We start from the raw sequence: 13,974 nt of genomic DNA, 5'->3' as shown, positions 1-13,974 counted from the left end.
AATTCATTGTATATATTCAAGAGCGCGAAGTCACCTCCCGGAGCCCATAAATGGAAGATTCTGCCGCAAAATCAGTGGTTCATGACCTTAAAGTTGCCCGAGTAAACTCAAGTTCCAGGGCTGAGGTCGAAGGAGCACGTCGCGCCTTAGATATTTTCAGCTGGGACATGGTCGTTCAGAAGGTGGCTACCTTGTGTGGGCTTACCGTATCTGAGGCAATGCTTGCCCCTATCGCGCCGCTCTTTGGCAGCCACGCCGCAAACCTCGGTCACGCTACACTAGAATCGCTGGTGAGCAAGCCCGAAGGGGAAGATGGCCTGGGCCTAGACTGGAACGACTTCCAGTTAAAGGCCAAAGCGTTTGTCTACCGCGCCAAGTTCGCCATGAACGACAGCAGCTTCGAAGACATCCTCGAACAGGTTGATCAAGCGTCCAAGCTTATTGGTCGTTTGCCAGGCGATGCCACCGAATTCCACGGTGCCAAGCAAAAAGCACTGAACGACAACATCATCGAGATGCGTCGTGAATACACGTCGAGGATTGAAGAGTCTCAATCCAAGACCAATGAGCTGATGCGCAACTTGGACAAGGCGAATACTGAGGTCATTGATCTCAAGGCCGCTACCAAAACGCTGCAGCAAGACAGCGCCGCTCGGATTCAGCAAGTCACGCGTGAAATGGCGATGCGGGCCGAGCAGGTTGAGCAAGAAGCAGCTCAAGAGCTGGTAAATGAACGCAAGCGCCTGGAAGCTGAATTCCACGAGCGTACCGCATCTGAACGTGCCGCCTTCGAAGCAAAAATCGAGGCAGCTATTCAGTCTCGCCAAGTCGCAGAACAGGCAGTCGAAGCCTATAAGCAGCGCGTTGAGACCGGCGATCTGGTCGATTCAGCAGTGATGGCCGAGCTCAACACCAAACTCGAAGCTGCGAAACTGGCTGAAGATCACATCAGAACCCAGATTCTTGAACTCAATGATCAGCTGACTCAGTCGCAGAAACGCGCCGAGCTGCTGAAAGAAGAGAATGGCATCTACCAGCTCAACATCAATGAACTGAACCAGCAGATCTCTCAGCTGGAATCGCAGATGCGAGAGTTGGTTGAGCAGAAATCTGGGACTGCTGAGTTTGCTGTGTTGCACGAGCGCCTGGAAATTCGGAAGCAAGAGGTCGAGAAGCTGCGTAATGAGCTGAAAGCCGAAAACATTGCCAGGCGCCGGGCTGAAAATGGCCTTGCTCAGGTCACCGGCAAGTTTGAGCAGATGAAGGCTCAGGGCACGACGATGATCCAGAAGCTGCGTCTGCAGGTCACTGAGCTGAACAATAACAACAAATTGACGATGGCCCAGAATGGTCACTTGATGGTCGAAAACGGCCAGATCAAGACCGCCTTGGGTATCATCGCGTTTGTCGGCGCTCTCGTTACCGCAAGCCTGATGCTGGTTGTCATGAACTGAGGTTCACCAGGCAAAGAAAAACCGCACCTAGGTGCGGTTTTTTCATGGCGATCAGATGGACTTCAGCAAATCCGGGCCACTCAACAACTTTATGGGTTTATTGCCAACCCAGTTCTCAGCCTCTTTCGTGTACCCCGAAAGGGCCACGATGATGACGTTGTCGAACTTGTGAGCGTGCATCACCCCAAACATCTCACGAACCGTGGTTACGCCTACCTTGGCTTTCCAGTGCTTGCACTGAACCAGCGTGGTCTTCCAGCGTTTGCGCAGAAGCAGATCCATCCCGCCATCTGCACCTCCCAGCCCACACATCTCTACCTTGTAGCCCTCGGCTTTGAAGTGGAGCGCACAGAATCTCTCGAAATCCTGCCAGCTCATTGATTTGAGGTAGCCAATTCCCTTTTTCTTCAGCTTCTCAAAAGCATTTCTACGTCTGTTCCTGATCAACCTACCCAAGATGAAATCGAGGATAAGTACCAGGGGGAAAATCAGTAGCGCTAGCATTCCAACATTAAATTCTTGCAGCAACTTAGACCCTTAAGGCCTATTAAAAAGGCACATCTATATCCATAGCCCTAACTCTATGGATAGGTTTTGGAATTGCGACCTTTTTACTATCTTTTGCCAGGTTTTGAAAGACCTGGTGTTGCGAACGCTCACAAATCTTCTCTGCAATCAAGAAGGGCAGGTGGGTCATTCTGGTTTTTATCTTAGAGATCGATTCCTGAAGTGTCTTTTTGCTACCAACAATAAATCCCTGTTGTTTTGCTCGTGTAGTACCAGTAAAAACAATGGTTCTATCAAGCATGTAAGAGTGATCATCTGGAAGACTCATGATGACACACGGGTATTCTGAGCCCTGGCTTTTGTGGACTGTCATGCCCCATGAATGTGTCATGTAAGGGTAGTTATCGAATGGTAACGGAATCAACCGATCCTCGATCTCTACAATTACCGCCTTCTTTCTTTCATCAAAAGCGATGATCGTACCCACTTCACCATTCTGGACATCCAGGTCGTAACGGTTCTTGAGCTGCATTACTCGGTCGCCGACATGGTACGTCTGGCTACCGAGGTTTCGGCTCTGTGTGTCGTAGTCCAGCGACGTGGCGTTGAAAATCGGCTTAAGGGATTCGTTCAGCTTGTTGATGCCAGCTTCGCCCTTTCGCATCGCGCCTAAGATTTGGATGTCTTTAAGGGGAATGCCATAGGTGTTTGGAATGATGTCAGCGCAAAGCTCCTGGATCCGCTGATTGATCTCCTCTGGGGTGTCAGCCTCGATGAAATGGAAGTCACCAGCAGGCCCTGGGAAAGTCGGCATTTTCCCATCTCTGATGGCATACGAGGCCGTAACGATGTCGCTTAACAAGGCTTGGCGCTGAGGCTCTGTGAGTTCAGCAACAGCAAGGTGTCGCGACGTGAGCATGTCGTGGAGAATCGCGCCGGTATCGATGGAAGCCAGCTGGTCTTTGTCACCGCTGAAGATGACTCGTCCTCGATTGCCTGTCTGCTTAAGAGCAGAGGCAAGGAGGTGTAAGTCCATCATGGAAGCCTCATCGAGGATCAATGTGTCCGTTTCATTGAAGCTGTCCAGCGCTGGGCTGCTGCCTGGGGTCATGCCCATGAACTTGTGGAGAGTCTGACTTGGCTCCCCGGTGACCTCTGTAAGCCTCCTGGCGGCTTTTCCTGTAGGCGCCGCCAGGATGACACGGCCCGTAGGGTTAACGCGGCGTAGCTCGCGGATCAGGGACTTCATGACGGTCGACTTACCCGTTCCTGGCCCACCTGTGCAGACGCTGGTACTGGTCGCGAACACGGTCTGGATCAGAACCTGCTGCTCGACATTGAGCGTGATCTTGCGACCGTCCGGGGTGTAGTTGACTGGAAAGCTCTCAATCCAGACGGGGTTTTCATTGTTGTCCTCGTCGCGAGCGGCAAGCCCCTCTGCAACGGCGATATCTGCGGTCAGCAGCTTGCCCATCGAGACAGTGTTTTCACCGTTGAGCACGTACAGGCGAGCCTGACCATTGGTGATCATGTTTTCAATAGTGCACTCGATGACAGCCTTGCTGATTTGCAGGGCGTCACTCGCCTCCTTGATCGCATCCTGAAGGAGCATGGCTGTATCGCCCTTCTTCATCAGGTGGGTATCCAGGTACCCGGAAATCATCGCCGGCAGATCGGTTTTACACTTTTCGTAGACACCCATAGCGTTGAAGTAGCGGTGCCTGAAATCCTTGGTCAAGTTCCTCACAGTAAGCAGTAGGAACGGGTCGTTCTTTGAGGTCTCATCGACCTGAGCGCTGAGCAGATCCGTGACCAGCTCGGCTTCTTGCAGGGTAAGATTGTGCTTAAGCAGGTGCTTAAGGTGATTCCATTTACCCTTAAGGCATGCGACCTCGTTTTGAAGCCTCAGCAGCTTGTCTTTGTTCAGATGCAGCAGCTTTGCGACCACGTCTGGGTGGTGGTCGAGCATCATGAACGCCTGCTCACCATGGGTTTGATACCAGGTGTTCAGATTGCGATTCCCAAGAAACCGCAGGCGCCAAGACTTAAAAGTCTGCTGGATGATTCGCGGAATTCCCCATTCTTCATATGGGAGTACAGACTTGAGGTTTATGTCGTTTTCTATATCTGACGGATCAGCTGCGTCAAATAAACATACGTAAGTTTGATCTTTGGTCAAACTAACCTTTCGTGGAACTTTAACTTTTACGAGCTTGTCTTCTAAGCCGCCAGCGGCCCAGGCAAAACCTTTCATTTCTGTTGATTTTACTGCAGAGACGGAGAGCATTAATGCAGTATCCGTCGAAATCATTCGCTCAAATTGGAATGCATGCTCGTAATCCATGTGGCCATAGGCCGGCAAAGTGCTGCACATTTCAAATGTGGCGCCCCCTTTGTCATGGCTTCTGCCCATCAAACTTCTCCGGTACAATGCGTGCCTATTCATAAACTATACATACAAAGAAAGGGAGAGGTCATGCTTAAGAAGCTTATCCCCTGTGTTTTTTTGCTCTACTCGGGACTTTCTCTTGCGTCTCCAGCTGATGTTTCGATGATGGGCGGAATTGCCATGTTCGATAAACCCTTAGAGGTCGCCGTTACGGTGATCGAAAAGACTTACAGCTTGGTTTACTGGGCACAACCTCTGGCTGGGGATGCTGCGGGTATTGAGGCTGTGCAGAAATTCGTTGAAACCTCCCGTACCAACAACGCCATCCCGGATCCGTTCGTGTTTCAGTTCAGATTCGCCGGGGTTGAGAGTGCAGTCCAGGAGGGCGCAGACCTTACCCATGACGGTTTCCAGCAGGAAGTCGATCAAGCCATCGAAAAGACCGTAGTGGGCAAAAAATTTGTCCTCAAATGCTACGGGTACTTCACCAGCCACGTTGTACCGTTCTGTGATGCCTATGACCGAGACGGTGTAACGGCATCTCAGTCGCTAATCAAGCAGGGCATGGTCGTCCCGAACGCTAAATTGGGCATCGTCACCGAAGAGCAAAGAGAGCAGCTAGATCAGGCCCTAGAGGAGGCAAAGAAGGCTCAGGTAGGCACCTGGCGCCCCTTCCATGGGATGTTTCGAGGGTTAGAAATGGGCTGACCCCCATTGCCTGAGAGAGTAACAATAGTGATATATTGACCCTCTGCTCAACTCGAAACCCTTGAGGGTTCGAGAGTCGTCAGAGTACCGAATTCAGCAAGGGCCTCTAACAGGCCACCAACCAAAGGCAATCCAGTGATCACAGTCGTCAAGCGCAATGGCGCCAGCGTCACCTTCAGCGGTGACAAAATCAAAGAAGCGGTAATGAAAGCCTTCATCGACGCCGAAGGTAACCAGGCCCGTGAATCCCAACGCGTCATCCTGATGGTCAACGAGATCATCGAAGGCGTCGTTGAGACTTGCAGGAACCTCGAGTCCGTTACGGTTGAAGCAATTCAGGACTTGGTTGAAAAGGGCCTGATGCTGACCGGCGAGCAAAAGGTTGCCCGTTCGTACATTCTCTACCGCGAAGAGCGCACCAGGCTTCGCGCTGCTGAAGCCCACATGCCAAAGGTCAACTGCGTTGATGAGAAGGGCGTAGCGTTCCCTGTGACGCTGACGTTCCTGGTCAGCTACCTGCGCGACTGCTGCAAAGGCTTAAAGGGTGTTAAGGCCGAGCACATTGCGAAAGAAACCATTCGCAACATCTACGAAGGCGTTACCTGGGAAGACCTCCTGGAAACGCTGCGTATGTCTGCGCGTGCAATGATCGAGAAAGAACCGGAATACACCTATGTGGTTTCCCGGTTGCTGATGAAGTTCCACAAAGTGAAGTCGCGTGAACTCCTGGGCGTCTCCGAAAAAGGGTCGTACGGCGAAGATCTGGTCAAAGCACTGGAGCACGGCGTCAAAATCGACCAAATCAACCCGGCACTGATTGATGGTCGTTTTGACCTCAAAAAGCTCGGGGCAGCACTGGTTGGTGAGCGTGATCTCCAGATCAACTTCCTCAGCGGTCAAACGCAATACGACCGATACTTCCAACACGACAACGAAGTTCGTTATGAGCGCCCTCAGGTGTTCCTGATGCGCGTTGCGATGGGTCTGGCTCTTGAAGAAGACAAGCCAACCGAACGCGCAATCGAGTTCTACAACCTGCTGTCGTCTTACGACTACATGGCATCGACTCCGACCCTGTTCAACGCCGGTACCAACCGTCCACAGCTCTCCAGCTGCTACCTGACCACCGTTCCGGACGACCTGTCGGGTATCTACCACGGCATCCACGACAACGCCATGTTGTCCAAATTCGCTGGTGGCCTGGGCAACGACTGGACGCCTGTTCGTGCAATGGGTTCGTGGATCAAGGGCACCAACGGCAAGTCCCAAGGCGTGGTACCGTTCCTGAAAGTGGTGAACGACACCGCCGTTGCCGTAAACCAGGGTGGCAAGCGCAAAGGTGCTGTCTGCGCTTACCTTGAAACCTGGCACATGGACATCGAAGAGTTCCTGGAGCTGCGTAAGAACACCGGTGATGACCGCCGTCGCACGCACGACATGAACACTGCCAACTGGATCCCTGACCTGTTCATGAAGCGCGTCTTCGACGATGGCCAGTGGACGCTGTTCACACCATCGGAAGTGCCAGATCTGCACGACCTGACTGGCAAGGCCTTCGAAGCTCGCTACGAGCACTACGAAGCCCTGTCCCAGATCCCTGGCAAGATCAAGCTGTTCAAAACCATCCAGGCCAAAGACCTGTGGCGCAAAATGCTGTCCATGCTCTTCGAAACCGGCCACCCATGGCTGACTTTCAAAGACCCCTGCAACCTGCGTAGCCCACAGCAGCACGTCGGTGTGGTTCACAGCTCGAACCTGTGCACCGAGATCACCCTGAACACCAACAAAGATGAGATCGCGGTCTGCAACCTGGGCTCGATCAACCTGCCGAACCACATCGTCGACGGCAAGCTTGACCTGGTTAAGCTTCAGCGCACCGTCAACACTGCCGTGCGCATGCTCGACAACGTGATCGACATCAACTACTACGCCGTGAAACAGGCGGAAAACTCGAACTTCAAACACCGTCCGGTGGGCCTGGGCATCATGGGCTTCCAGGACGCACTGTACAAACAGCGCATTGCTTATGGTTCTGAAGGCGCGGTTACCTTCGCTGACAACTCCATGGAAGCGATCAGCTACTACGCTATCGAAGCTTCTCACAACCTCGCAATGGAGCGTGGCAGCTACGAGACCTTCGAGGGTTCTCTCTGGTCGAAAGGCATTCTGCCGTACGACTCGATGGCCATTTTGGAAGAGCAGCGCGGTTCCAAGTACATCGAAATGGACAAGTCCATGACGTTTGACTGGGCGCCGCTGCGTGCCAAGGTCAAAACTGGTATCCGTAACTCCAACATCATGGCCATCGCGCCGACCGCGACCATCGCAAACATTACCGGCGTGTCGCAGTCCATCGAGCCGACCTACCAGAACCTGTACGTGAAATCGAACCTGTCTGGCGAGTTCACCGTCATCAACCCGTACCTGGTTGCAGACCTTAAGGCCGAAGGCCTGTGGGATCAGGTGATGGTCAATGACCTGAAGTACTTCGATGGCTCCGTGCAGCAGATCGAGCGCATCCCCCAGTGGATGAAAGATCTGTACGCGACGGCTTTCGAAGTCGAGACGAAGTGGATTATCGATGCGGCCAGCCGCCGTCAGAAGTGGATCGACCAGGCTCAGTCCTTGAACCTGTACATCAGCGGCGTTAACGGCAAGAAGCTGGACGTGACCTACCGCATGGCCTGGTACCGTGGTTTGAAGACCACGTACTACCTCCGTGCGATGGCTGCGACCAGCACCGAGAAGTCGACCATCAATACCGGCGCCCTGAACGCTGTTAAGCAAAGCTGATAGGCAATTGTTGGTAAATGTTAAGCCCCGCCCTTGTAGCGGGGCTTTTCATTGGCGGATAATGGATACCAATAGAATTCGGAAATATTGTCATGGCTGCTGAGCTAAAACCCATTGTTGAGCTGCAACCTCGCAGTAATGCCCAGGTGCACGCAAACCCACTCATCAACCGGGTTTTGATCAACCGTGGTATCGAATCGATAGCAGAAATGCAGTACTCCCTGGCGAGGCTGATCGAGCCGTTTGCCCTGCAGAATATGCATGAAGCTGTTGAAGTCTACGAAAAGCATCTCCGTTTGCAGAGCCGCGTTGTCGTCATTGGCGACTTTGACTGTGATGGTGCTACCTCATCGGCCATCGCCGTGGAAGGCTTCAGGACATTGGGATTCAAAGATGTCCACTTCCTGATCCCTGACCGAAGCATTCATGGTTACGGCCTGACGCCGTCTATCGTGATGCTCGCTGGCGAGCTTGAGCCGGATCTCATCGTAACGGTTGATAGCGGGATCGCTAACCTGGATGGTGCAGATACAGTAAAGTCACTTTCGCACCCTTGTGAACTGGTCATCACCGATCATCACCTGGTGTCGGATAAGGGGCTTCCAGATGCAGCCGCTATCGTTAACCCGAACATGCCGACTTGCACCTTCCCGAGCAAGAACTTGGCGGGATGCGGTGTCATGTTCTACAACATCATGGCGTTGCGCTCTCACCTTAGAAGGGTGGGGTATTTCGAGGAAATGGGCGTCACTGAGCCGAGCATCCTCCCTCTGATCGATCTTGTGGCCCTAGGGACTGTTGCAGACGTTGTGACCCTTGACTACAACAATCGAATATTGGTTAAGGCTGGCCTAGAGCGCATCAGGGCTGGGAAAGCTCGACCGGGCATCATGGCTCTACTCGACATTGCGAAAAAAGATTACACGAAGGTAGTTGCGCAGGATTTTGGTTTTGCAGTTGGCCCTCGCATCAACGCTGCTGGCCGGCTTGAAGATATGACGATTGGCGTAAATTGCCTTTTGACGCAGGATCATTACGAAGCCCAACTCCTGGCTGCTCGGTTGGATGAGTTGAACAAGGCGAGACGGGACATTGAGGCAGACCACGTCATTGATGCAAATCTGCTCATTGAGAAGTACGGGCTGATGTCAGTGAAAGGAGCGGTACTGCATGACCCGACCTGGCACCCCGGTGTGGTGGGAATTGTAGCCTCGCGGATCAAAGAGAAGATGAACCGTCCCGTAATCTGCATGACTGACACGCCGGCTGCGGAAGAAGCGCGGGCGAAGTTGATGCAGTTGGTAATGGCCAATGCGCCCCAGGAGCAGATTACAGAGGCTGAAATAAAGCTTGGAAATTGCGACATCAAGGGCAGCGCTCGTTCTCACATCAAGGTGCACTTGAAGCACCTCCTGGACAAAATGTACAAGCGGCATCCCGACCTGCTCTCAAAGTTTGGTGGGCACGCTATGGCTGCCGGACTGGCACTGCCCTATAAAAATCTGCTTAGGTTCATGAGTGAGTTCAATGGACTGGTCAGTGCAGAGCTCACTGACGAAGATCTGCTTGGCTCCATCGACGTAGATATGCGCAACCTTGACCCTAAGTACATGACCCTTGAAACGGCTCACGAGATCAGGGACATGGGCCCATGGGGGCAAAATTTTACAGAGCCTGTTTTTCATGCCCAGCTCCAGATGGCGGAAGAGGCCAGAATTTTGAGTGGTAAGCACTTCAAGATGAAGGTGCACGTAGTTGGTCATCCAGACGCAGTGTTCGATGCCATCGCTTTTGGCTGCTGCAATGGCGAGGAGACCCCAGTCAGTAAGGCGGCTGGGACTCAGTTCGAAGCTTCATTCGCCCTGGACATCAACCTTTTCCGTGGGGTCGAGACCCTGCAGTTGATGGTGAGACAGCTTCAGGCTCCAGAGTTTGTAAATACCACCCTCGAAATGGAACAGACCGTCGAGAAAGTCGCTAAGCCGGTAAAGACACCTGCCAATGTCCCGGACGAGAAGGTTTCCGACGCTCCAGATCCTGTCAGACCACAGAGCACGAAGGTGCTGGGACTGGCCAAGAGAGAAATGTCCAATCCCGTCGCCCAGTTGCGTGAAGACATGCAGTCGGTGATTCAGCAGATCAAGGCGAATGCGGAAAAGCCTAAACGTACAATAAACATCGGGGATGGCGCAGCACCATTCTGAGGAGCGTGACATGAGTTTTATCCTGACTTTAAGTGGTATGAGCACGAGCGGTAAGACGACCCTGGCGTCTTTGCTCTCCAAGACTGATGCCTTCGATGAGGCTGTCAGCGTCACGACGCGTGCGATGCGGGCGGGGGAGGTGGATGGCAAGGATTACCACTTTGTCAGTCAGGAGACTTTTGATCGCTACGTGGCTGACGGAGTGCTCGTGGAGCACGTCGCATCCCACAGCGCTTGCTACGGGGTACCTAAGTTCGAAGTCGAGCGCATACGCGACATGGGGCGCTCTGTGATCATGGTATTGGAACCAGAAGGGGTGTCATCGATCAACCGCATCGCGCTTGCGAACGGTGACAACCTTGTTTCGGCCTTCATCCACACGGATAACGCGGTTCTGATGGAGCGATTCTTCAATCGGATCTCCAACCAAGAGCAGAATGGCAAGGCATTTGATCCCAAATCAGAGGCCACCAGGCTTCACACCATGCTGACCCAAGAGCGTGGATGGATGGCCCGCTGGGATTGGGATGTGTCGTTTCTCAATCTGCACTTGGAAGATCGCCAGGATCAGGCAATCAAAAGCCTCGTTGCCATGCACGAGGGGGGATCGGCATTCACGCCAGTGGCTAGGACGCTAAGGCCCGCTTCGAAGCTTGAGGCGTACTCGAAAGAGAAGCTCGCCGAACTCATCGAGCAGCAACACTTGAACCCGGCAACACCAGCCGAGTTTTTCAAAGTCATCATGCAGCCGATGGCGGAGATACAGAAAAAGATCAGATATCAGGACGGATGCCCAAGCCCTTCTTTCTGAGACCTGCGCATTAAGCCCACCAACTAGGTGGGCTTTTAATTGATACTAAATAGATATCAAAATTCACACTTAGCTCTCGGTTGTAGACTATTGCGAATTCATTTATATTCTCTGCATTGACACAAATAACGAGAATAATAAATGTCAACGGATTCAGTTATCTATCTTGGGATGGATGACGGCCATCGTGATGCTAAAGGCACTCTTTCGACCGGTCATCGCATCACCATTCCATCGAGTGCGATGAGTGGCCTAAGTAAGAGAATCTCTATCAACGGCACGAAAAGCCGTGTTTTCTCTTACGAAACAGCAGAAGGCCAGTTCTCTTTGGGTGATATCGAGAACGCTGAAGATAACGCGTTCGATGAATACCCATACAGTGCGCAAAACAGGGCTATTGTTGCCCATGCCATGCGCGTTGCCGGCCTCGATCACACGCACCAAGTGGTCTTGGTGTCTGGCCTGCCGCTTAAGCGCTTCTACCTGAAGGGCGAGCCGAACAAGTCCCTGATCAAGCTCAAGAAAGCCAACCTTCTGCGCAACGACGTAGTGGGCCTGGACGGCTACAAGCCGCCGAAAATCATTCGCCACGACGTCCTGTCCGAAGCCATCGCCGGTTGGGTGGATTACGTTATCTACCGCGACGAGAGCGGGCGCCTGGTCATGGACAATGATCGTGTCGCTCAACGTACTGCGATCATTGATATTGGTGGCAGAACAACGGACATCGCTGTTGTAAAAGGTTGGGACTTGGACTTTGCCAGGTCAACAACTGAAGACGTCGGGATGATCACGATTGTGAATGCGGTCAAAGACAGTTTGTATGATGTCTTTGATGGTAATGAGCCGACAGATGAACAAGTAAAAATGGCCATTGATACTGGTAGCGTCATGTTTTATGGCCAACCAATTGATGTCCAAAGCCTTGTAAATTCGGCTGTTGTGACGACGGTTAACTCCCTGAAGTCGACGATCAAGGCAAAACTCAAAAACCCGCACGATATTCAGAGCGTCAGGTTTATCGGTGGCACCAGCAAATTCATTGAAAGCCACATCCAAGATTGGTTCAAAAACCAGATCATGGCCGAGAACGCAGTGCACGCCAACGCTGATGGCATGGCGAAGTACGCGGAATTTGTGATGGGCACCCGAAAATGAGACACAAACGAACCATCAACCTTTACGACGAAGATGATGCCCACCGTGACCTTCTGATCTACCTGGAAGGCATCTCTGGGGAGCCACGTCAAAAGCAGGCGTTGGTTCAGATGTGTCTGATTGGCCATAGGGTAATGGCTTACCAGGAAAGCGGTGAGCAAGCCTACTTCTCGGTAAGAAACCCAGATGCGTTGAAGGTGAGCAGCGGTAAGAGACGTGGCCAGCCACGGTTGCCGTCCCCTTCCGCCCCTGAGCCACGTACGTACGATGCTGAGGGCGTGGAGGAGGGTAGCGTTAAAGCGCCGGCAGAGCCGCCTCCAGTGCGCTCGCCAGCAGCAAGCACGCCTCGAACCCTCGAAGTTCCGCCTGTGTTCTTAGAGGGTGAGGCAGAACCGGCGCAAACCGTGGGTTCTGAGCAAGAACAAATAACAAAAAATGACGCGGCTGAACAATCACCCCATGACGAAAGCCAATTCGATCTGGATGAGGAATTCAACACGCTCAAAATCTTGCAGCAGATGGGGAGTAGGTAAGCATGGCTCAGAAAGGCGGCGGCGGACAGCCTGATCAGAGCGGTACGGAAACATGGGGGATCATTATCCTCATTTTGTTCTGTCTGCTGTACTGGGCAGCGACTCAGCTGTTCTGGGTGTATGCCAGCGGTTGGCGTTGGATGCGGATCATTGAGGTTGGGACGTTTGCGTACCTGATCCCTGACTTTTTGCAGAAGTACATGGAGAACAGCTTCAACGCTGGGCTCGACTTCCTGCTGACCTCTGATCCAAAAGATCTTACGGCCTCGGTAACCAGCCAGTTCGACTCGATCTACCTGCGCTGGGGCCGTTGGGTACCAGCAGCGTTCCTGATGATCTGGGGATTCAGGATCATGGATCGGGCCGAGAACGTTACCGTCAAGTACGACATGGAGACGTTGCTGGTCAAAATGATCAGGGCGTTCCCGCACAACAAGCGCTTCCTGGGTATTCACCCTGAAGAGACCCCGCTGGACTTCTATCCTGACGATCCTTCGAGTTACGAGTTCTCGATGGCCATGGGTGAGCGCCAGTTCTCTCAATGCATACCGCCTGTGGGCCTGATGAAGGCAGCAGAGCAGAATAAATCGTTGGCCAAGCCCATCTGGGATGGCGCCAAGGGTTTTGATGACGAGCTGGCGCGTAAGAGCTTTGAAACCCAGATGGGGCCACTCTACCAGGGGTATAACCGCCTCTCTGCGGATGAGCGAAACCTTCTGGATCTGTTCAGGAACAAAATGCTGGTGAAGCAGAAAGAAGTTCTGCCGATCATGATCGATTACACCAAGCAGGCCTATGAATTCCGCATCAAGTCTAAGGTGTACGCCACGGCTGAGCAGATCAAGACTGCTGATCCGGCGACGTTGGATAAGCCAACGTTCAAGTTTCAACGCGATTTTGCTTCCCACAAAGCGCTGGCGGAGAAGCTGACTGCCTACGTGGATGGCGGGTTCAAGAAGAACGGCCCGTCCTGGACACCTAAGGAAGTGGATCTACGGACAATGGTTGGCAATCCAGACTTCAAGCCGACCCTGCGGCATGTCATGTCCGAAGAGCGCATCTCGAAGCACGCCTACACCTACACAGCCTTGATGAGCCTCCTGGAAGCTGCCAGGGAGGGTGCAACGCTTGCTCCTTCATCTCTGCGTTGGCTGAAAGGAAAGAACAGAACCTTGTGGTACGCCCTCAACTGTGTGGGCAAAAAGGTGGCCTTCACGGAGTCAGCCGGCGTATTCGCTCACTGGCTGCTGGAGAAGGAGGCAAAAATTGCCATCCCTCACCCAGAGGTAACCGAGGCAATCGAGGCACTCAGGGTGGCTCTCAAGCTCGATCCCCGCGCTGGCGCGACCAAGGGCAAAGACGACTGGGGTTGATCTGTAAGCTTCATCAGGAGAGGTGGAGCGTAGTGTTTTAAGGG

At 52.9% G+C, this 13,974-nt stretch carries 9 protein-coding genes and 1 pseudogene; 8 read left to right on the top strand and 2 right to left on the bottom strand.

Annotated features, from left to right (window positions below):
* Nucleotides 1-50 precede the first annotated feature (50 nt).
* Nucleotides 51-1,454, top strand: coding sequence for a hypothetical protein (locus DKB71_RS35380; protein ID WP_408601248.1), 1,404 nt, complete (start codon nucleotides 51-53; stop codon nucleotides 1,452-1,454).
* A gap of 51 nt (nucleotides 1,455-1,505) precedes the next feature.
* On the opposite strand, the gene DKB71_RS35375 is transcribed toward DKB71_RS35380, so the two are convergent.
* Nucleotides 1,506-1,982, bottom strand: a complete 477-nt coding sequence (locus DKB71_RS35375) for a restriction endonuclease (protein ID WP_408601247.1) — start codon at nucleotides 1,980-1,982, stop codon at nucleotides 1,506-1,508.
* A 19-nt stretch (nucleotides 1,983-2,001) separates the two neighbouring features.
* Nucleotides 2,002-4,374, bottom strand: a complete 2,373-nt coding sequence (locus DKB71_RS35370) for an ATP-dependent RecD-like DNA helicase (protein ID WP_408601246.1) — start codon at nucleotides 4,372-4,374, stop codon at nucleotides 2,002-2,004.
* Nucleotides 4,375-4,437: 63 nt separating this feature from the next.
* On the opposite strand from DKB71_RS35370, the gene DKB71_RS35365 reads away from it, so the two are divergent.
* The 7 genes and pseudogenes from DKB71_RS35365 (at nucleotide 4,438) to DKB71_RS35335 (ending at nucleotide 13,930) form a co-directional block, all read left to right on the top strand.
* Nucleotides 4,438-5,058: a hypothetical protein gene (locus tag DKB71_RS35365; protein ID WP_408601245.1), complete on the top strand. Its 621-nt coding sequence runs from the start codon at nucleotides 4,438-4,440 to the stop codon at nucleotides 5,056-5,058.
* Between the two features lie 135 nt (nucleotides 5,059-5,193).
* Nucleotides 5,194-7,839, top strand: a pseudogene (locus DKB71_RS35360) (ribonucleoside-diphosphate reductase subunit alpha); the annotation flags it as partial.
* A gap of 104 nt (nucleotides 7,840-7,943) precedes the next feature.
* The gene (locus tag DKB71_RS35355; protein ID WP_408601244.1) at nucleotides 7,944-10,055 is read left to right on the top strand and encodes a single-stranded-DNA-specific exonuclease RecJ; all 2,112 of its coding nucleotides are present in this window, start codon (nucleotides 7,944-7,946) and stop codon (nucleotides 10,053-10,055) included.
* A gap of 10 nt (nucleotides 10,056-10,065) precedes the next feature.
* Complete coding sequence (locus tag DKB71_RS35350; RefSeq protein WP_408601243.1) at nucleotides 10,066-10,866, top strand: guanylate kinase; 801 nt, start codon at nucleotides 10,066-10,068, stop codon at nucleotides 10,864-10,866.
* A 141-nt stretch (nucleotides 10,867-11,007) separates the two neighbouring features.
* Nucleotides 11,008-12,024 carry a plasmid segregation protein ParM domain-containing protein gene (gene parM, locus DKB71_RS35345; RefSeq protein ID WP_408601242.1) on the top strand — a complete coding sequence of 339 codons (1,017 nt, stop codon included), beginning with the start codon at nucleotides 11,008-11,010 and terminating at the stop codon, nucleotides 12,022-12,024.
* On the top strand, nucleotides 12,021-12,557 hold the full coding sequence (locus DKB71_RS35340; RefSeq protein WP_408601241.1) for a hypothetical protein: 537 nt from the start codon (nucleotides 12,021-12,023) through the stop codon (nucleotides 12,555-12,557). Before parM ends, DKB71_RS35340 begins: the two co-directional genes overlap by 4 nt.
* Before the next feature lie 2 nt (nucleotides 12,558-12,559).
* Nucleotides 12,560-13,930 (top strand): IcmP (DotM), encoded by a 1,371-nt coding sequence (locus DKB71_RS35335; protein WP_408601240.1) that lies wholly within the window; start codon nucleotides 12,560-12,562, stop codon nucleotides 13,928-13,930.
* Nucleotides 13,931-13,974: the final 44 nt, after the last annotated feature.

The sequence above is a fragment of the Pseudomonas sp. PLMAX genome (assembly GCF_046042685.1).
Taxonomy (GTDB): domain Bacteria; phylum Pseudomonadota; class Gammaproteobacteria; order Pseudomonadales; family Pseudomonadaceae; genus Aquipseudomonas; species Aquipseudomonas putida_AE.
This window is presented reverse-complemented; position numbering and strand designations above follow the sequence as displayed.